This window comes from Nocardia sp. CA-145437 (assembly GCF_050956485.1).
Taxonomy (GTDB): domain Bacteria; phylum Actinomycetota; class Actinomycetes; order Mycobacteriales; family Mycobacteriaceae; genus Nocardia.
Map to the genome: position 1 here is coordinate 3,307,111 of NZ_CP191204.1, position 17,604 is coordinate 3,324,714.

Consider the following 17,604-nt stretch of genomic DNA (forward strand, 5'->3'; position numbering starts at 1 on the left):
CCCGGCCCGCGCCGGCAAGCGACCGGTCGGCTACCGGAATGCCGCCGCGTGCTCCGCCGCCCAGTCCCGGATATCGCGCGCCGGTCTCCCGGTGAGGTCGGCCACCACGCTGGTGACCAGCTCCGAGGGCGGCCGGAACTCGGCCATCGACAACAACACCTCGATCAGGTGCACGGGCAATCCGGCCGCTGTCATCGACTCCCGCGCGACGCCCACGGGCTGCGCCTCGAATCGCAGCTCACGCCCCAGCGCCGCCCCGATGGCCTCTACCTGCTCGGCCCGGCCGACCACTCGCGGCCCGGTCACGAGGTATTTCCGCCCGGCGTGCCCGGGCTCGGTGAGCAGCCGCGCGGCCACCGCGGCGACATCCCCTTCGTGCACGACCGCGCTGGGCGCGACCGCGAACCCGCGCACCACCGCACCCGCGCGGATCTGACCCGCCCAGCTCAGCGCATTGGACGCGAGGGTGTCCGCGCGCAGCACCGTCCACTCCGAGGCGTGCGCTTCGACCACCGCCTCCATCTCCGCGTGCAAGAGCGGAATCAGATCCGATTGCGGCCCTTCGTCGTTCACGGTGGTCGACGACAGATACACCAGCCGCCGGTCCGGTCCGCTCAACGCCCGCACCGCGCGTTCGGCGTTCCCGGTGTCGTGGAACGGCCAGATGAGTAGGACGGAATCGACCCCGTCGGCGGCCGCCGCCAGCGAGCCCGGTTCGGCCAGATCGCCGCGCACCACTTCCACCTCCGGTGGAAGCCCCGCGGCTGCCGGATCCCGGACCAAGGCCCGAGTCCGCACACCCGCCACCGTCAGATCCGCGACGACTTTTCGGCCGACTTTTCCCGTCCCGCCCACTACGAGCACACTGTTCACACCGTCCAGAACCCCTCATGACCGGCCCTGATTTCCGAATTGCCGGGATGTATATGGTGTGCCAGCTCACATGCGATGCCATATCCCCAGGTCGCGCATTTTCGGTCAGGGGACCCTTACTGGATCGTGGAATGGAATTCCGTCACACTTGTGTTGTGAAAACCGTGGGTTTGCGGAACGCGGAACAAACCGGGCACCAGCACGACGGTGCCCGGTCTGTTGTCGTGTCCGGGCCGGCGGGTGAGGGACACACGCGCGAAGCTGTCGTCAAGCTGCTGTTGGAGGAGGGCCCGATCACCGCGACCGCCATCGGCGAGCGGCTGGGTCTGAGTCCGGCGGGCGTGCGGCGGCATCTGGACGCGCTCATCGAGTCCGGTGAGGCGCAGGCGACCAGGTCGGCGCCGTGGCAGCAGAAGGGCCGCGGTCGTCCCGCCAAGCAGTACCAGCTGACGGCCACCGGCCGGGGCCGCCTCGCGCACGCCTACGATGACCTCGCCGGAGCGGCCATGCGGCAGTTGCGGGAGATCGGCGGCGATCAGGCCATCGCCGATTTCGCGCGCAAGCGGGTGGCGTCCATCGTGGCCGGGGTCGGCGATCTCGCCGTCCACGCCCCGGCCGAGACCGAGGCCAAGGCGGAGGAGATCGCGGAAGCGTTCACCGATGCCGGGTTCGCGGCCTCGACTCGGAAGGTCGGCGCCGGCGTCCAGATCTGCCAGCACCACTGCCCGGTCTCGCACGTCGCCGAGGAATTCCCGGAGTTGTGCGCGGCCGAGCTGGAGGCCTTCCGCGCGATTCTCGGCACGCATGTGCAGCGCCTGGCGACCATCGCTAACGGTGACTGCGCCTGCACCACGCACGTTCCCCTCATTGCTTCGCCCGCTATGCCCGATACCGCCCCCGAAAGTTCCGCCCAGACCCCCGTTGTGCAGCCCGCAACGACTTCTACACATGACTCCGGAAGGAGTGCCGAATGACGACGACCACCGACCAGGTGCAGCCGCTGTCCCAGGAAGAGACCATCGCGTCCCTGGGTACCTACGAGTACGGCTGGGCCGACAAGGATGTCGCCGGTGCCGCTGCCAAGCGCGGACTGTCCGAGGAGGTCGTGCGCGACATCTCGGCCAAGAAGAGCGAGCCCGAGTGGATGCTCGACTTCCGCCTCAAGGCACTGCGCATCTTCGACAAGAAGCCCATGCCGGGCTGGGGCTCGAAGCTCGACGGCATCGACTTCGACAACATCAAGTACTTCGTGCGCTCGAGCGAGAAGCAGGCCGCGTCCTGGGAAGAGCTGCCCGAGGACATCAAGAACACCTACGACAAGCTGGGCATCCCGGAGGCCGAGAAGCAGCGTCTCGTCGCCGGTGTCGCCGCCCAGTACGAGTCCGAGGTCGTCTACCACTCCATCCGCGAGGACCTGGAGAAGCAGGGCGTCATCTTCCTCGACACCGACACCGGTCTCAAGGAGCACCCCGAGCTGTTCCAGAAGTACTTCGGTTCGGTCATCCCTTCGGGTGACAACAAGTTCTCCGCGCTGAACTCCGCGGTGTGGTCGGGTGGCTCGTTCATCTACGTGCCGCCGGGCGTGCACGTGGACATCCCGCTGCAGGCGTACTTCCGCATCAACACCGAGAACATGGGTCAGTTCGAGCGGACGCTGATCATCGTCGACGAGGACGCCTACGTTCACTACGTCGAGGGTTGCACCGCGCCCATCTACTCCTCGGACTCGCTGCACTCGGCGGTCGTGGAGATCATCGTGAAGAAGGGCGGCCGCTGCCGCTACACCACGATCCAGAACTGGTCGAACAACGTCTACAACCTGGTGACCAAGCGCGCCAAGGCCGAGGCGGGCGCGACCATGGAGTGGGTCGACGGCAATATCGGCTCCAAGGTCACCATGAAGTACCCGGCCGTGTGGATGACCGGCGAGTACGCCAAGGGCGAGGTGCTCTCCATCGCGTTCGCCGGTGAGGGTCAGCACCAGGACACCGGTGCGAAGATGCTGCACCTGGCGCCGCACACCTCCTCGAACATCATCTCCAAGTCGGTGGCGCGCGGCGGTGGCCGTGCCTCCTACCGCGGCCTGGTGCAGGTGAACAAGGGCGCCTACGGCTCGAAGTCGACCGTGAAGTGCGATGCGCTGCTGGTGGACAACGTCTCCCGCTCCGACACCTACCCCTACGTCGACATCCGCGAGGACGACGTGACCATGGGCCACGAGGCGACCGTCTCGAAGGTGTCCGAGGACCAGCTGTTCTACCTGATGTCCCGCGGTCTGACCGAGGACGAGGCGATGGCCATGGTGGTGCGCGGCTTCGTGGAGCCCATCGCCAAGGAGCTCCCGATGGAGTACGCCCTGGAACTGAACCGCCTGATCGAACTGCAGATGGAAGGAGCCGTCGGCTGATGGCCGTCGACAACGTTGCCGAGGCCGCTGAGGCTCGTACCCCTGCTCTGAACAAGGGCGAGGTGTTCGCGTCGTTCGACGTGAACGCCTTCGAAATCCCGTCGGGCCGTGACGAGGCGTGGCGCTTCACCCCGATGCGCCGCCTCAACGGCCTGCACGACGGCACCGCCGTGCGTGACGGTCAGTCGACCGTCGAGGTGACCGCGCCCGCCGGCGTCACCGCCGAGACGGTGGCCCGCGCCGACGCCCGCCTGGGCCAGGGCGGCACTCCCACCGATCGGGTCGCCGCGCAGGCGTACTCCGGTTTCGAGCAGGCGACCATCGTGTCGGTCGGCGCGGAAACCGAAGTGGCCGAACCGGTTACGGTGACCATCACCGGTCCGGGTGCGGGCAAGGTCGCCTTCGGCCACACCCAGATCCGTCTGGGCAACTTCGCGCGCGCCACGGTGGTCATCGACCAGCGGGGCAGCGGAACCTACGCGGAGAACGTGGAATTCATCCTCGGTGACAGCGCCGCGCTGAACGTGATCGTGGTGCAGGACTGGGCCGATGACGCCGTGCACGTCACCGCGCACCACGCCATGCTGGGTCGCGACGCCGTGTTGCGCCACACCAATGTCACCCTCGGTGGCGATCTGGTGCGCCTGACCGGCAATGTCCGTTACGCGGGCCCGGGCGGCGACGCGGAACTGCTGGGCGTGTACTTCGCCGATGACGGCCAGTTCTTCGAGCAGCGCCTGCTGGTCGATCACTCGCAGCCCAACTGCAAGTCGAACGTGCAGTACAAGGGTGCGCTGCAGGGTGATCCGACCTCGGACAAGCCGGACGCGCACACCGTGTGGGTCGGCGACGTGCTGATCCGGGCGGCCGCCGAGGGCACCGACACCTACGAGCTGAACCGCAACCTGGTGCTCACCGACGGTGCGCGCGCCGACTCGGTGCCGAACCTGGAGATCGAGACCGGCGAGATCGTCGGGGCCGGACACGCCTCGGCCACCGGCCGTTTCGATGACGAGCAGCTGTTCTACCTGCGCTCGCGCGGTATCCCGGAGGAGGTCGCCCGCCGCCTGGTGGTGCGTGGCTTCTTCTTCGAGGTGCTGCAGAAGATCTCCGTCCCCGAGGTCCGGGAGCGGCTCGAGGCGGCCATCGAGGCCGAGCTCGCCGCTGTCGGAGCTTAATAGGCGCTGTCGGCGTCTGACACCAACTTCCCATCCCCGCAAAGGAATCCGATTCGATGACCACCCTGGAAATCAAGGACCTGCACGTCGAGGTCGCCAACCCGGACGAGAACGCCGAGCCCATCAAGATCCTCAAGGGCGTGAACCTGACCATCAAGTCGGGTGAGACCCACGCGATCATGGGCCCCAACGGTTCCGGCAAGTCGACCCTGTCCTACGCCATCGCCGGCCACCCCAAGTACACCGTCACCCAGGGCACCATCACCCTCGACGGTGAGAACGTGCTGGAGATGTCGGTCGACGAGCGCGCGCGTGCCGGCCTGTTCCTGGCCATGCAGTACCCCGTCGAGGTGCCGGGCGTCTCGGTCTCGAACTTCCTGCGCACCGCCGCCACCGCCATCCGTGGCGAGGCCCCCAAGCTGCGCACCTGGGTCAAGGAAGTCAAGGAGGGCATGGCCGAGCTGGAGATCGATCCGGCCTTCGGTGAGCGTTCGGTCAACGAGGGCTTCTCCGGCGGTGAGAAGAAGCGCCAGGAGATCCTGCAGCTGAGCCTGCTCAAGCCGAAGATCGCCGTGCTCGACGAGACCGACTCGGGCCTCGACGTCGACGCGCTGCGGATTGTTTCCGAGGGTGTGAACCGTTACAAGGAGCGGGAGACCGGCGGCATCCTGCTGATCACCCACTACACCCGCATCCTGCGCTACATCAAGCCCGACTTCGTGCACGTGTTCGTGGGCGGCAAGATCGTCGCCGAGGGCGGCGCCGAGCTGGCCGAGGAACTCGACGCGAACGGCTACGTGCGCTTTACTTCAGCTGCTGTAGGAGCCTGAATATGACCAGCACCGTGGGGACTCTCGACATCGCCAGGATCCGGGCCGACTTCCCGATCCTGAGCCGGACCGTGCGTGACGGGAAACCGTTGGCGTACTTGGATTCCGGTGCGACGTCGCAACGTCCGCTGCAGGTGCTCGACGCCGAGCGGGAATTCCTGCTCGAGCACAACGCGGCCGTGCATCGCAGCGCGCACCAGCTCGCCGAGGAGGCCAACGAGGCCTACGAGGCGGCGCGCGCGGCGATCGCGGCGTTCGTCGGCGCCGGCCCGGACGAGATCGTGTACACCAAGAACGCGACCGAGTCGCTGAACGTGGTGGCCTACGCCTTCTCCGACGACCGCTTCCCGTACCACGTGGGTCCCGGTGACGAGATCGTCATCACCGAGCTCGAGCATCACGCGAATCTCGTTCCGTGGCAGGAGCTCGCGCGCCGCACGGGTGCGACGCTGAAGTGGTACGGCATCACCGACGACGGCCGCATCGACCTGGATTCGCTCGAATTGTCGCCCGCCACCAAGGTGGTGGCGTTCACGCATCAGTCGAATGTGACCGGCGCGGTCGCCGACGTCGCCGAATTGGTGCGCCGGGCAAAGGAAGTCGGCGCGATCGTCGTGCTGGACGCCTGCCAGTCGGTGCCGCACATGGGCGTGGACTTCAAGGAGCTGGGCGTCGACTTCGCCGCCTTCTCCGGCCACAAGATGCTGGGCCCCTCGGGCGTCGGCATCCTGTACGGGCGGCGTGAGCTGCTCGAGGACACCCCGCCGTTCATCACCGGCGGCTCCATGATCGAGACCGTGTTCATGGATCACTCGACCTTCGCCCCGCCGCCGCAGCGGTTCGAGGCGGGCTCGCAGATGATCTCGCAGGTCGTCGGATTGGGCGCTGCCGTCAAGTATCTCGGCGAGGTGGGGATGGATGCGGTTGCGGCGCACGAGCACACGCTCGTCAGCGCGGCGCTCGAGGGCCTCGGCGCGATCGACGGTGTCCGGATCATCGGCCCGACCGAGAACGTGAACCGCGGCGGCGCGGTGTCGTTCCTGGTGGACGGTATCCACGCCCACGATGTCGGCCAGATCCTCGACGACCAGGGTGTCGCCATCCGCGTCGGTCACCACTGCGCGTGGCCGCTGCACCGGCATTTCGGCGTCGCCGCCACCGCCCGGGCCTCCTTCGCGCTGTACAACACGCTCGACGAGGTCGATCAGCTGGTGGCCGCGGTGCGGAAGGCCCAGAGCTTCTTCGGAGTTGCATAGACCATGCGCATGGAGCAGATGTACCAGGAAGTGATCCTGGACCACTACAAGCACCCGCACCACCGGGGGCTACGTGAGCCCTTCGGCGCCGAGGTGCACCACGTCAACCCGACCTGCGGTGACGAGGTGACCCTGCGCGTGCACATCGACGACAACGGCGATGTGAAGGACGTGTCCTACGACGGCCAGGGCTGCTCGATCAGCCAGGCCTCCACCTCGGTGCTCACCGATCAGGTCATCGGCCTGCCGGTGCAGCAGGCGCTGAAGGTGGTCGAGGAGTTCGACGCGATGATCACCGGCCGCGGCACCGTCGAGGGTGACGAGGACGTGATCGGCGACGGTGTCGCGTTCGTCGGCGTCGCCAAGTACCCGGCCCGCGTGAAGTGCGCGCTGCTGGGCTGGATGGCGTTCAAGGACGCCGTGGTGCGGATAGCCTCGGCCGAGGAAGCCAAGAAGACGATGGGCAACGGGGAGAAGCGATGAGCGAGACAGAGCAGCAGGCCACGGAACTCACTCCCGAGGAGCTGCAGCACCTCGACGACATGGAGGAGGCGATGCGTGATGTCGTCGACCCCGAGCTCGGCATCAATGTCGTCGATCTGGGCCTCGTCTACGGCATGGCTTTCGAGGACGGCATCGCCAAACTCGACATGACCCTGACCTCCCCGGCCTGCCCCCTCACCGACGTCATCGAGGACCAGTCCCGCAACGCCCTGGTCCGCTCCGGCCTCGCCGAGGACCTGCAGATCAACTGGGTCTGGATGCCCCCGTGGGGCCCCGACAAGATCACCGACGACGGCCGCGAACAGCTGCGCGCCCTCGGCTTCACGGTGTAAACGGAACACACTCCGACGATGCGGATCGATCCCTGGTGGATCGGTCCGCATCGTCGTTTCAGTGGCCCAGTGCCTCGTTCAGGAGGGCTCTGGCTGTGGCGCAGAGGATCTCGGCGGCCTCCGGGCGGGGGAGGGCGGCTATGTCGACGAGCCAGATGAAGGATTCGATGCCGGTGGCGGAGCGGATGGCGATGGCCAGGCGGTGGATGTCGATGTCCGGGTGAGTGATTCGCAGGGGTTCCAGCGCGTGTTCGATCCAGCCGATCACCCGGCCGCGGCGGAGCGGCGAGGGGTTGCCCGCGGCGGGGTCCAGGGACAGGCGCAGGGAGGTGCGTAGTTCGGGTTCCCACTCCAGGTTGATGCGGACGCATTCGCGCATGACGAGGTCGAGGCGTTGGCGCGGGTCGGTGGGGGCGGGGTCGGGGAGCAGGGTTTCCCGGTCGATCTCGGGGCGTACGGCCGCGAGGAGGGCGCGCTGGTTGGGGAAGTAGCGGTAGGCGGTGGTGCGGGAGATGCCGGCGGCCTGCGCGGCGTCCTCGACGGTCGGTATCGCGCCCTGCGCCAACAGCTTCCGGGTCGCGGTGACCAGGGCCGTGCGGGTGCGGGATTTCTGGTTGGTGCGCCCGGTGTTCTCATATGGTACGGCCATGCCCATGATGGTACTCTGATCCCATATCGAGTCCCGGAGGGCTGCTATGAGCACCGATCCCGCTGTCGTGAATCCGGACCTGTACCGGGTCGTCTTCGAGAACGAGCGCGTGCGGGTGCTGGAGTACCGCGACAAGCCCGGCGACCGCACATCGCCCCACCGCCATCCCGACAGCGTCCTGTACCCCTTGAACTCCTTCCGGCGTCGGATCACGGCCAATGGCGAGCAAGTGGAGGTGGAGCTCACCGCGGGGCAGGTGCGGTGGCTCAGCGCGCAGGAACATTCGGGCGAGAACATCGGCGAGGGGGAGACCCACGCGCTGTTCATCGAACTCAAGGAGCCGGCACCGGCGGCCGGGGACACGGTGCTCGGGCCTTCCGAGATGTAGCGCGCTGGCGTGTTACGGCCGGTCGTGCCGGGGTTCGGGTGGCGACTCGCCGTACGATTCTTCGGTGACCTATGACGACTTCGACGGATTCGAGCATCTCGACACCTCCACGTTGCCCGAACGCCAGCAACGCATCCTGTGCAGCATTCGGGATTGGGTGCAGCGGCACGGGTATTCGCCGAGTACTCGGGAGATCGGGGACTCGGTCGGCCTGAAGTCGGCGTCATCGGTGTCGAGGCATTTGCGTGAGCTGGAGGAGCGCGGGTTCCTCAAGCGCAGTGAGTCGGTGACGCGTCCCATGGACGTGCGGCTGTTCCTGCGTGCGTCCGCGCCCGCGCGGCGGCAGGACGAGAACTCGGTGCCGGTGCCGGTCGTCGGCGATATCGCGGCCGGTACCCCGATCCTGGCGGAGGAGCACACCGACGATGTGCTCTCGCTGCCGCGGGAGCTGGTGGGCCGCGGCACCGTGTTCGGTCTGCGGGTGCGCGGCGACTCCATGGTCGACGCCGCCATCTGCGACGGAGACATCGTCGTGGTGCGCAAACAGCACGAGGCGCACACCGGCGAGATCGTGGCCGCCATGATCGACGGCGAGGCCACGGTCAAGGTCTACAAGCGCGCGAACGGGCATGTCTACCTGGAGCCGCGCAATCCCGCGTACCCGGTGATCGATGGTGACAATGCCCAGGTACTGGGTAAGGTCGTCTCGGTCATGCGCCGGGTCTGAGCGTCTGGCATGATGACCGCCGTTATCACCATCCATCCCCGGGGAGTATCGAATGTCGTTGCTGCGCAAGGCCGGTGTCGGCCTCGCCGTTACGTCGATGGCCGCGATGGGCACCGTGGCCGCCGGATCCGCCTCCGCGGCGGAGAACGGCGAGCCGGTCTTCATCGCGACCTCCGGTGACCTGTACGGCGCGCTGGCGCTGTCCAAGAGCACCGGGAACGTCGCGTATGCCGTGAACTACGGCAGCTGGGACGCCGCGGACTCCTCCGCGGTCAGCCAGTGTGGCGGCGGCGACTGTGCCGTCGTCGTGCACTTCGCCAATGCCTGTGGCGCGGTCGCCCAGGGCGCCGACACCCGCTTCGGCTGGGCGTGGGCGCCATCCAAGGTGGAGGCCGAGTCGGCCGCCATCAATGTGCTCGGCAAGAGTGCGCCGGGTTTCCCGGACACGGGTTCGTCCTCGCCGCGTCAGGCCAAGGTCATTCTCTCGGCCTGCACCGACAACGCGAGCTGACGTTCCACGAAACACTCATGCGCCACACCGGATTCGTCCGGTGTGGCGCTGTTTTGTTTGCCGGAGTCCATTTTCCAGCAACACGCCGGGCTCGGCGGCGATGATTTCCCCGTGGACGACATCACCTACGAGGACACCCGCTTCGCGTTGCACGCGGCGGCCGAACTGCTGATCGCCGGTCCGCAGTATCGCCGGTTCGGCAGCATCCGCATGCGCATCGTGCTGGGCGGATTCACCGGCATGAAGTGGCCGGTGTCGGTGACGGGCACCGATCTGGTGTGGCCGCAGGGCCGGACCCGCCTGCACGGCACCTACAGTGACCTCGCCTCGACCGCCGGTTTCGAGGCCGACGGCCCGCCGGACGGGCTGTACTCCGACGGCACCCGGATGGATCCGGACGAGCCGTTCAAGGTCGACTCCGCGGCCGCCACCGCCGTGCACGACTGGTTCGCGGTGGGGGACACCGCATTACGTCGTTTCGCCGCCGAACAGCAGCCGGTGCTGTGGCCCGAGCACTTCGACCTGTCGGTGGCGGTCGACGAGGTGAATTACGGTGTCTCCCCAGGCGACTGGGACAACCCGACGCCCTACGCCTACGTCGGCCCGTGGAGCCGCCGCCGCGGCGAGTTCTGGAACGCGCCCTTCGGAGCCATGCGGCCCCGCACCGAAGTCGCGACGGTACAGGGCCTCATGGAGTTCTTCCACGAGGGCAGAGCCCATGCGGCACAGGACAACTGACGTCAGCGGTAGTGGGCCTTCAGGACGTCGCCGCCCTCGGTGCCGAGCAGGAGCGTGCGCGCCGGGGCCGGGGCGACGGCCACGGAGGTGAGCGGCTGCCCCGACAACAGGGTGCAACTGGTGTGCGTGACCGGATCCGCGAGCACCAATTGCCCGCTGCCGGTGGCGATGTAGAGCAGCCCGTCGACGATCGCGAGGTCGTCGGGCAGCAGCGGGCCGGACAGGGGAGCGGGGGCCAGATCCACGGCCACCGTCGCCCGCGCGGGATCGTCGATCGGCAGGGCGACGACCCGCGCGGTCGGGCTCTCCAGCAGCGTCACGTAGAGGATGCCGCCCGCGGCGACGATACCGTCGGCTCCGAGGCCGAGGGCCGCCAGCGCCGTATGGCTGCGGGTGGTCCAGTCGGCGTCGATGCTGCCGTCGGGCCGGATCCGTACCACGGTGTTGGCGGAGGTGTCGGCCACGTACAGGGTGCCGTCGGCGTCGAAGGCCGCGCCGTTGGCTTGTCCGAGCCCGGTCACGAACACCTCGGGCTTCGGTTCGGCGGCGGCGGGATCGAACCGCACCACGCCGCTGCCTCCCGAGAGTCCGGACAGCGGTGAATTGCCGAAGGTCGCGTACATCAGCCCGTCCGGGCCGCGCCGGACCGCACCTGGACCCTGCACCGGCACACTCGCGACCGGGCGGGCGTCCCCGTCGTACTTCTCCACCACGTTGCGCTGCGCGCGCGAGACCCAGAAGCTCCCCGTCGCCTCGTCGAACGTCAGGTTCTCCGACCAGTCGAGCAGCGGAGCGCGGGTGGGCAGCGCCACCCGCGCCTCGGTGGGCGCGCAGGAGACCGATCCCGCGATAGGTGCTCCGGGCGCCTCGGCGGCGGCTTGGCCGCCCGTGCCGACCGGCCCGCTCATCACGGCCGTCATCGCCAGCAGCGCAGCGGCACCCGCGAAGAAGCGTCGTCCCCGAGAATCCAATTGCGGCGCAACGGCATTCGGTAGCGGTTCCGGCATCGACGCGTTCCTTTCGCTGGCTGGTGATCGCGGCCAGCGTATATCGGCCATTGCGGCCCAGCAATGCGGCTCGGACCGTGATTGCCCGACACCGACCCGTGAGACGGCCTCGCCACCCGCGTCCGTCCGGCGACAGGCCGCGATGGCTCGGCGGAGTAAGCGGCGGGGCGAGTGCTCGCGCGGTTCGCCGAGCGCGCAGGTGAGGGGTGCACGTCGCGGACGCACCGCGCCGACATGCGTGCGCACTCGGCTGCTACGGGGCCGGATGCGTCGGTAGCGGTTCGGTGGACTGATCGGCCAGCGCCGCTTCGACATTGGCGAGTCCGGCGCGCACGCCGAGGCCGTATCCGTCCTCGTCAAGCGCGTCCAGGCGGGCGTGGGCGGCGGTGAGGTGCCGCCGGGCGGTGTCGAAAGCGCCGAGGCGGCGGTAGTTGTCGGCCAGATTGAGGTGGAGCGAGGGGTAGAAGCCGCGCACGCTCAGGCCGGCGTGATGGGCCTGAGCGCGTTCGTCGGTGAGCGAGTCGGCGGCGTCGAGGGCGCGGAGGTCCCAGGTGAGGGCGTCGGCCGCGTGGTCCTGCAGGTCGGCGAGGAAGTGCGCCAGCGACACTCGGTGCAGGGGGTCGCCGCCCGCCCCGATCTCGTCCCACAGCGAGGTCAGCTGTTGGCGGGCCGTCGCCGGATCACCGTGGCGTCCAAGGGTTACGGCGTCGTTGATGGCGGTCATGGTCGGATCGGGGGCGGTCATGACGGCGACCGTAGCGGGCGGGACCGACAACTAGCGGGCGGGACGGCCGTGGCGTCCGTCGCCGGTGATGCGGCCGCGGCGGATGAGGTCGCGTTTGGTGCCGGGGCCGAGGGTGACCTGCTCGTCCTCGCCGGCGACGCGGTCGTCGGGGTTGGGGCGCACGAACAGGGTCACGGTGGTGCCTTCGGAGAATCCGTTGCGGCGCATCATGGCCGCGGAGGCGGTGTTGTGGATCTCGACGTCGGTCACGATGCGGGCCGCGCCGTGCCGGAACAGCAGGTCGCAGCAGGCGGTCATGAGTTTGCTGGCGACACCGCGCCCCTGCACCTCGGGGGAGACGGCGATCCACTCCAGGTAAGCCCAGTCCTCGCGGAGCTCGAATTCCATGGAGGCCAGCACGAATCCGACCACCTGATCCGAATCCACCGCCACCCAGCAGGATTTGCCGGGGCTGTCGAGGTGTTCGGCGACCGAGGTCAGCGACCACGACGTGTAGGGCTTGGCCTGGGTGTCGAACACCTGGTAGCCGAGGTCGATGACCTGCCGCAGGTGTCCGAGCCCCATGGGCACGACGGCGATGTCCGGGTGGATGGATATGTCAGGATCCATGCCGCTAGTTTGCCAGGTGGGTGCTGGAGGCTCAGGCACCCTTGCGGGTCTGCTTGGCCGGAGCCTTCTTCGCGGCTTTCTTGGCCGGCTTCTTCTCGGCGGCCTTCTTGGCGGGGGCGGCCTTGGCGGCCGGGGCCGATCCGGTCTTGCGCCCGGACGCCTCGAGGCTGCGCTGCAGGGCCGCGACCAGGTCGACGACCTCGGCGTCCATCTCCGGGGCGGCCGCTTCCGGCGCCCGGGTGACCTTGCTGGAGCCGCTGGCGATGGCCTCGTCGAGCAGCTTCTTCAGCTCGATCTGGTATTCGTCCACGTAGAGGCCGGGATCGAAGTCGTCGGACAGCGTGTCGACGAGGGTCTCGGCCATCTTCAGTTCCTGCGCCTTGGGTTCGGCGACGCCGTCGAGTTTGTCGAAAGCCACCGACCGCACCTCGTCGGGCCACAGCAGGGTTTGCAACACCATGACCCCGTCGCGCACCCGCAGCGCGGCCAGCCGCGTCTTCTGCCGCAGGGTGAAATGCACCAGCGCCACCCGGTCCACTCGTTCGAGGGTCTTGGCCAGCAGCACATACGCTTTGGGCGTGGTGGAATCGGGTTCCAGGTAGTAGCTCTTGTCGAAGAGAATCGGATCGATCTGTTCCGAGGGCACGAATTGCAGGACCGGAATTTCGTGCTTCTCCGCGGCGGGCAGTTTCGCGAAGTCCTCATCGGTCAGAATCACGCGATCACCGTCGGGCGATTCGTAGGCCCGATCGATATCGGAATACTGCACCGGCTGCCCGTCGACGGTGCACAGCCGCTCGTACCGAATACGCCCGCCGTCGGCGGCGTGCACCTGGTGGAACTTGATGTCGTGGTCCTCCGTGGCGGTGTACACCTTCACGGGGACATTGACCAATCCGAACGCGATGGAGCCCTTCCAAATGGACCGCATAGTCCGATCGTACTTGGGCGGTGGGCTCCGGACGGGGAATGCCATCGACTCCCGCCACGGTCGAGGCGTTCGGGCGCGATAATGAGCCGATGGGTCGTCGACTCGCTGATTCGAGCACCCGCCCCCGGCTGGCCGCCCCCGACGAGGGCATCGGCCTGGATGAGCTGGCGCTCGCGGCGCGCAATCACGGACTGCCGCTCGAGGCGCTGCGGTACGACATCACGCCGCCGGGTCTGCATTACGTGCTGACCCATTTCGACATTCCTTTCGTCCCGCCGAACGAGCCCTGGCAGCTGAAGATCGGGGGCCGGGTACGGCGTCGGCTGCGGCTGGATGTGGCCGCGCTGAAGGCGCTCCCGCAGGTCACCACGCGGGTGACGCTCGAATGCGCGGGCAATGGCCGGGCCTTGCTGACGCCGCGTCCGGTGAGTCAGCCCTGGCTGCTCGGGGCGGTCAGCACCGCCGAGTGGACGGGTGTGCCGTTGCGGCTGCTGCTGTCGGAAGCCGGTGTGGAGGCCGACGCGGTCGAGGTGGTCTTCACCGGCGCGGATCACGGGGTGGAGCACGGGGTCGAACAGGACTATCAGCGGGCGCTGCCGGTCGAGGTGGCCATGGGTGTCGAGGCGGGGGTGCTCGTCGTCTACGAGATGAACGGGGCGCCGCTGCCGCCGCAGCACGGCTATCCGGTCCGGCTGATCGTGCCCGGCTGGTATGGCATGGCGCATGTGAAGTGGCTGCGGGAGATCACGGTGACCGACACTCCGTTCACCGGGTACCAGCAGGCGGTGGCGTATCGGATCCGGCAGGACGCCGATGAGGCGGGCGAGCCGGTGACCCGGATCGCGCCGCGCGCGCTGCTGGTTCCGCCCGGCTTCCCGGATTACATGTCGCGATCGCGGGTCGTGCGACCGGGCCCGGTGCCGCTCGAAGGGCGAGCCTGGTCGGGCCGGGCGCCGGTCACCCTCGTCGAGGTGAGTACCGATGGCGGGCACCGTTGGCAGGCGGCGCGGCTGGATCCGGACCAGGGCCGCCGATGGGCTTGGCGGCGCTGGCATTTCGACTGGACCGCGACCCCGGGCGACCACGTCCTCGGTGCCCGGGCGACCGATGCCGATGGCAACACCCAGCCGCTGGACCATTCCTGGAATCGCGGTGGTTTCGCCGTGAATCTGGTCGAGCGGGTCCCGGTGCTCTGCCTGGAGGCCGACGAGTGACCGGGACCCGTCGGGGTCAGGCCACCCGGCGGTCGGGCTCGCTGCGGTAGCGGGAGTGGTCGCCGTCGATGCCGAGGGTCTTCCACAGTCGCTTGGTGACCGGGTTCATCAGGCCCAGTTCGTCGGCGAGAGAACGCATGTCGCCGAAATAGCCGGTGAGGATCTTCGACGCGGTCGGCGACTGCCAGAACGCTTCCTTGATGACCGCGCGCGGAATGTCGAAGGTGCGCGCGAATTCCGGCGGCGGGGCCATGATCTCCCCGGCGAGCCAGCGCATGGCGAGCGGGAAGGCGATGCCGCAGAGATTCTGGTACATCGGGCTGCGTCGCGGGATGTGCCTTTTCAGGAACTCGTTGGCGAAGGAGATGTGCCGGGCTTCCTCGGCGATATGGATCTCCATGCAGCGCACGACCGCGGGCGGCAGATTCGCGCCGTTGCGGATGACGGCCTTCTGATAGTGGTCGATCGGTTCCTCGCCGCCGAGAATGCCGATGAACAGAATCGGCCAGGCGTATCCGCCGGCAACTCCGATGAGCGGTGAGAGTTTCCGGAAGAAGGGCCGCATTCCCGGAACATCGACGCCGATCCGATTCACCAGCTCCTGGAACATCTGGATGTGGTTGCACTCCTCGGTCATTTCGTGGAGGCAGTAGCGAAACTCCGGCGACCCGTTGGGCAGCTTCATGATGTACTGCATCATTCCGCGGATCAGAATGCTCTCGAAGGCCGCGCCGACCTTGATGGCATTGGCGATCCGCCACTTGCCGATCTCGATCTGCCGTTCGATCGGCTGGTCCCGGTACCAGCGGGTCGCGCCCAGCGGGTCGATATCGGGTTGCAGCACCCAGCGCGGATCGTGCGGGTCGATCGCGAATTCGGGGGAGTCCCAGGGGATATCGAGATACGGATCGAACCGGCGGTACACCGATCCCTCCGAAAGGGTGTGGAGCACATCCGCGTACGCGTGTGCCTCGGTACCTGCGTCCGACCTCGTCGTCAGAGCCATCGTTGCCTCCTCGTCTGTGTGCCGCCCCGCCCGGGCTCTCCGCGGCCGTGGCCTGTCCTGTGCGGTGCGACACACTCCAAGGTAAGTGCTAATCCAAGTTACACACAAGACCTCTTCGGTCACGTGTCATGAAATTTCCGCGCGTTCGACGGGTCGAGCCGCGGTTTCGGCCGGTCGCGGGGACCCGGGGCGCTGCGTGACTGCCAGGATCACGGCCCCGGCCAGCGCGAAGAGCAGCGACCAGAGCGCGCCCACGTGCATGGCGTGAACGAAGGCGTGATCGGCGGCGTCGGCGAGATCGGGACGGCCGAGCACGGCCGCGACGTGCCTGGCCTGCTCGGCAGAGGCGCCCGCGGGCTCCCGCGCGTCCTCGGGCAGCGTGCCCAGTGCGCCCTCGACGCCGGTCCGGTAGGCGATCGCCATGATGGTGCCGCCCAGCGCGATACCCAGCACGCTGCCGGTTTGCCGGACGGTATTGGTCACCGCGGATCCGGCGCCGGCGCGGTCGAGGGGCAATGTGCTCATCAGCGCACTGGTCACCGGGCCGATGACCAGGCCGATCGAGAGGCCCTGGATCGCGGATCCGATCACGTTCCAGACCACGGGCGTGTGCAGGCCGAAGAACGCGAGGCTGCCCATGCACAGCGCTCCGACGGTGAGGGCGGTCGCCGAGACCGCGCGCAGCGACCAGCGCCGGACCAGGCGGATGCCCAGCGGCCCGCCGATGATTACGCCGACGGCGGCGGGGGAGTTGATCAGACCCGCGGCCAGTGGTGAGAAGCCGCGCGCGCCTTGCAGATAGAACGCGCCGTAGAACCCGGCCGCGGTCATGGCCAGGAACAGCAGCCCGAGTGTGGCGTTGCCGCCGCCGAAGACGCGATCGGCGAGCAGTCGCGGATCGAAGCTGGGCTGCGCGGACCGCATTTCGACGATGACGAAGCCCGCGAGCAGGGCCAGTCCGGCGGCGATCGGTGCCCAGACCTGGATCGAGGTCCAGGCCGCGAGCTGTCCGGCCCGGATCAATCCGTAGGCGAGGGCGGTCAAGCCGCTGATCGACAACGCGAGACCGGTCAGGTCCAGCGTCCGCGGCGTGGGGCTGCGGAAGTTGGGGACCAGGGCTGCGATCCCGATCAGCGCGACCGCGACGACGGGTACGTTCACCAGAAACACCGAGCCCCACCAGAAGTGGTCGAGCAGCACTCCGGCGAGCAGCGGTCCGGCCGCGAGCCCCACGCCGGCCGAGGTGGAGAACAGTCCGATCGCGGAGGCGCGGGCCGGTCCGGTGAACGTCCAGGTCACCGTCGCCATGGTGGCGGGCATGATGAGCGCGCTGCCGACGCCCATGACCGCGCGGGCGGTGATGAGCTGTCCCGGATTCCCGGCGTAGGCGGCCCAGATCGAGGCGGCGGCGAAGATGATCAGTCCCGCGGAGAGGACGCTGCGGTGTCCGTAGCGGTCGCCGAGCGCTCCGGCGCTGAACATGAGCGCGGCGAAGACGAGGGTGTAGGACCCCGAGGCCCATTGCAGCTGTGCGGGATTCGCGCCGAGGCCGCGGACCGGGTCGGCGAGGGTCTCGAGGGCGGTGGCGAGGATGGTGTTGTCGAGCCAGATCAGCAGGGAGGACAGCAGGAGGACGGCGAGGATGAGCCGCTGCCGGGTTTTCGGCAGCGTCGCGGGCACGGCCATGGATACCTTCGCT

At 68.2% G+C, this 17,604-nt stretch carries 20 protein-coding genes; 12 read left to right on the top strand and 8 right to left on the bottom strand.

Going from position 1 to position 17,604, the window contains the following annotated elements; all coding sequences use genetic code 11:
* Nucleotides 1-30 precede the first annotated feature (30 nt).
* Nucleotides 31-873, bottom strand: a complete 843-nt coding sequence (locus ACQPYY_RS15375) for an SDR family oxidoreductase (RefSeq protein ID WP_433594236.1) — start codon at nt 871-873, stop codon at nt 31-33.
* A 131-nt stretch (nt 874-1,004) separates the two neighbouring features.
* Here ACQPYY_RS15375 and ACQPYY_RS15380 point away from each other — a divergent pair, with 131 nt between their 5' ends.
* From ACQPYY_RS15380 to ACQPYY_RS15410, 7 genes are read left to right on the top strand one after another with little or no spacing between them, the layout of a single operon-like run.
* Nucleotides 1,005-1,847: a helix-turn-helix transcriptional regulator gene (locus ACQPYY_RS15380; protein ID WP_379098227.1), complete on the top strand. Its 843-nt coding sequence runs from the start codon at nt 1,005-1,007 to the stop codon at nt 1,845-1,847.
* Nucleotides 1,844-3,280: a Fe-S cluster assembly protein SufB gene (sufB, locus tag ACQPYY_RS15385; RefSeq protein ID WP_379098230.1), complete on the top strand. Its 1,437-nt coding sequence runs from the start codon at nt 1,844-1,846 to the stop codon at nt 3,278-3,280. The genes ACQPYY_RS15380 and sufB overlap by 4 nt, the downstream gene beginning before the upstream one ends.
* Nucleotides 3,280-4,458 carry a Fe-S cluster assembly protein SufD gene (gene sufD, locus ACQPYY_RS15390; protein ID WP_433594237.1) on the top strand — a complete coding sequence of 393 codons (1,179 nt, stop codon included), beginning with the start codon at nt 3,280-3,282 and terminating at the stop codon, nt 4,456-4,458. Before sufB ends, sufD begins: the two co-directional genes overlap by 1 nt.
* A gap of 56 nt (nt 4,459-4,514) precedes the next feature.
* The gene (gene sufC, locus ACQPYY_RS15395; RefSeq protein WP_379098236.1) at nt 4,515-5,288 is read left to right on the top strand and encodes a Fe-S cluster assembly ATPase SufC; all 774 of its coding nucleotides are present in this window, start codon (nt 4,515-4,517) and stop codon (nt 5,286-5,288) included.
* 2 nt (nt 5,289-5,290) lie between these two features.
* Nucleotides 5,291-6,544: a cysteine desulfurase gene (locus ACQPYY_RS15400; RefSeq protein WP_379098239.1), complete on the top strand. Its 1,254-nt coding sequence runs from the start codon at nt 5,291-5,293 to the stop codon at nt 6,542-6,544.
* 3 nt (nt 6,545-6,547) lie between these two features.
* Nucleotides 6,548-7,027: a Fe-S cluster assembly sulfur transfer protein SufU gene (gene sufU / locus ACQPYY_RS15405; protein ID WP_379098242.1), complete on the top strand. Its 480-nt coding sequence runs from the start codon at nt 6,548-6,550 to the stop codon at nt 7,025-7,027.
* Nucleotides 7,024-7,380: a metal-sulfur cluster assembly factor gene (locus tag ACQPYY_RS15410; protein WP_433594238.1), complete on the top strand. Its 357-nt coding sequence runs from the start codon at nt 7,024-7,026 to the stop codon at nt 7,378-7,380. The genes sufU and ACQPYY_RS15410 overlap by 4 nt, the downstream gene beginning before the upstream one ends.
* Nucleotides 7,381-7,438: 58 nt before the next feature.
* On the opposite strand, the gene ACQPYY_RS15415 is transcribed toward ACQPYY_RS15410, so the two are convergent.
* Nucleotides 7,439-8,029 (bottom strand): TetR/AcrR family transcriptional regulator, encoded by a 591-nt coding sequence (locus tag ACQPYY_RS15415; protein WP_433594239.1) that lies wholly within the window; start codon nt 8,027-8,029, stop codon nt 7,439-7,441.
* A 46-nt stretch (nt 8,030-8,075) separates the two neighbouring features.
* Here ACQPYY_RS15415 and ACQPYY_RS15420 point away from each other — a divergent pair, with 46 nt between their 5' ends.
* The 4 genes from ACQPYY_RS15420 (at nt 8,076) to ACQPYY_RS15435 (ending at nt 10,393) form a co-directional block, all read left to right on the top strand.
* On the top strand, nt 8,076-8,417 hold the full coding sequence (locus ACQPYY_RS15420) for a cytoplasmic protein (protein WP_433594240.1): 342 nt from the start codon (nt 8,076-8,078) through the stop codon (nt 8,415-8,417).
* Between the two features lie 64 nt (nt 8,418-8,481).
* Nucleotides 8,482-9,144, top strand: coding sequence for a transcriptional repressor LexA (gene lexA / locus ACQPYY_RS15425; protein ID WP_433594241.1), 663 nt, complete (start codon nt 8,482-8,484; stop codon nt 9,142-9,144).
* A 52-nt stretch (nt 9,145-9,196) separates the two neighbouring features.
* Complete coding sequence (locus ACQPYY_RS15430) at nt 9,197-9,655, top strand: DUF4189 domain-containing protein (RefSeq protein ID WP_357082938.1); 459 nt, start codon at nt 9,197-9,199, stop codon at nt 9,653-9,655.
* Nucleotides 9,656-9,766: 111 nt separating this feature from the next.
* Complete coding sequence (locus tag ACQPYY_RS15435; protein ID WP_433594242.1) at nt 9,767-10,393, top strand: hypothetical protein; 627 nt, start codon at nt 9,767-9,769, stop codon at nt 10,391-10,393.
* Nucleotides 10,394-10,395: 2 nt separating this feature from the next.
* Here the strand turns inward: ACQPYY_RS15435 and ACQPYY_RS15440 are convergent, their stop codons facing one another.
* The 4 genes from ACQPYY_RS15440 to ACQPYY_RS15455 form a co-directional block, all read right to left on the bottom strand.
* Nucleotides 10,396-11,400, bottom strand: coding sequence for an SMP-30/gluconolactonase/LRE family protein (locus tag ACQPYY_RS15440; protein WP_433594243.1), 1,005 nt, complete (start codon nt 11,398-11,400; stop codon nt 10,396-10,398).
* 253 nt (nt 11,401-11,653) lie between these two features.
* Nucleotides 11,654-12,145: a hypothetical protein gene (locus ACQPYY_RS15445; protein WP_379098269.1), complete on the bottom strand. Its 492-nt coding sequence runs from the start codon at nt 12,143-12,145 to the stop codon at nt 11,654-11,656.
* Nucleotides 12,146-12,175: 30 nt separating this feature from the next.
* Entirely contained in the window at nt 12,176-12,754 is a 579-nt protein-coding gene (locus ACQPYY_RS15450) for a GNAT family N-acetyltransferase (protein ID WP_433594244.1), read from the bottom strand.
* A 31-nt stretch (nt 12,755-12,785) separates the two neighbouring features.
* Nucleotides 12,786-13,685 (bottom strand): Ku protein, encoded by a 900-nt coding sequence (locus ACQPYY_RS15455; RefSeq protein WP_379098276.1) that lies wholly within the window; start codon nt 13,683-13,685, stop codon nt 12,786-12,788.
* An 89-nt stretch (nt 13,686-13,774) separates the two neighbouring features.
* Between ACQPYY_RS15455 and ACQPYY_RS15460 the strand changes: the two genes are divergently transcribed.
* A complete protein-coding gene (locus tag ACQPYY_RS15460) occupies nt 13,775-14,899 on the top strand; it encodes a sulfite oxidase (protein ID WP_433594245.1) in 1,125 nt (374 codons plus the stop codon).
* A 16-nt stretch (nt 14,900-14,915) separates the two neighbouring features.
* Here ACQPYY_RS15460 and ACQPYY_RS15465 read toward each other — a convergent pair whose 3' ends face one another.
* On the bottom strand, nt 14,916-15,905 hold the full coding sequence (locus tag ACQPYY_RS15465; protein WP_433594246.1) for an AurF N-oxygenase family protein: 990 nt from the start codon (nt 15,903-15,905) through the stop codon (nt 14,916-14,918).
* Nucleotides 15,906-16,031: 126 nt separating this feature from the next.
* Nucleotides 16,032-17,591: an MFS transporter gene (locus ACQPYY_RS15470; protein ID WP_433594247.1), complete on the bottom strand. Its 1,560-nt coding sequence runs from the start codon at nt 17,589-17,591 to the stop codon at nt 16,032-16,034.
* Nucleotides 17,592-17,604 lie beyond the last annotated feature (13 nt).

Excerpts from the sequence above, each read along its gene's own strand:
- ACQPYY_RS15455 (WP_379098276.1), bottom strand. The coding sequence starts at position 13,685 with ATGCGGTCCATTTGGAAGGGCTCCATCGCGTTCGGATTGGTCAATGTC.
- ACQPYY_RS15430 (WP_357082938.1), top strand. The coding sequence starts at position 9,197 with ATGTCGTTGCTGCGCAAGGCCGGTGTCGGCCTCGCCGTTACGTCGATG.
- ACQPYY_RS15470 (WP_433594247.1), bottom strand. The coding sequence starts at position 17,591 with ATGGCCGTGCCCGCGACGCTGCCGAAAACCCGGCAGCGGCTCATCCTC.
- ACQPYY_RS15440 (WP_433594243.1), bottom strand. The coding sequence starts at position 11,400 with ATGCCGGAACCGCTACCGAATGCCGTTGCGCCGCAATTGGATTCTCGG.
- sufD (WP_433594237.1), top strand. The coding sequence starts at position 3,280 with ATGGCCGTCGACAACGTTGCCGAGGCCGCTGAGGCTCGTACCCCTGCT.
- ACQPYY_RS15445 (WP_379098269.1), bottom strand. The coding sequence starts at position 12,145 with ATGACCGCCCCCGATCCGACCATGACCGCCATCAACGACGCCGTAACC.
- ACQPYY_RS15415 (WP_433594239.1), bottom strand. The coding sequence starts at position 8,029 with ATGGCCGTACCATATGAGAACACCGGGCGCACCAACCAGAAATCCCGC.
- ACQPYY_RS15380 (WP_379098227.1), top strand. The coding sequence starts at position 1,005 with ATGGAATTCCGTCACACTTGTGTTGTGAAAACCGTGGGTTTGCGGAAC.
- sufB (WP_379098230.1), top strand. The coding sequence starts at position 1,844 with ATGACGACGACCACCGACCAGGTGCAGCCGCTGTCCCAGGAAGAGACC.
- sufU (WP_379098242.1), top strand. The coding sequence starts at position 6,548 with ATGCGCATGGAGCAGATGTACCAGGAAGTGATCCTGGACCACTACAAG.
- sufC (WP_379098236.1), top strand. The coding sequence starts at position 4,515 with ATGACCACCCTGGAAATCAAGGACCTGCACGTCGAGGTCGCCAACCCG.
- ACQPYY_RS15465 (WP_433594246.1), bottom strand. The coding sequence starts at position 15,905 with ATGGCTCTGACGACGAGGTCGGACGCAGGTACCGAGGCACACGCGTAC.
- ACQPYY_RS15410 (WP_433594238.1), top strand. The coding sequence starts at position 7,024 with ATGAGCGAGACAGAGCAGCAGGCCACGGAACTCACTCCCGAGGAGCTG.
- ACQPYY_RS15450 (WP_433594244.1), bottom strand. The coding sequence starts at position 12,754 with ATGGATCCTGACATATCCATCCACCCGGACATCGCCGTCGTGCCCATG.
- ACQPYY_RS15420 (WP_433594240.1), top strand. The coding sequence starts at position 8,076 with ATGAGCACCGATCCCGCTGTCGTGAATCCGGACCTGTACCGGGTCGTC.
- ACQPYY_RS15400 (WP_379098239.1), top strand. The coding sequence starts at position 5,291 with ATGACCAGCACCGTGGGGACTCTCGACATCGCCAGGATCCGGGCCGAC.
- ACQPYY_RS15460 (WP_433594245.1), top strand. The coding sequence starts at position 13,775 with ATGGGTCGTCGACTCGCTGATTCGAGCACCCGCCCCCGGCTGGCCGCC.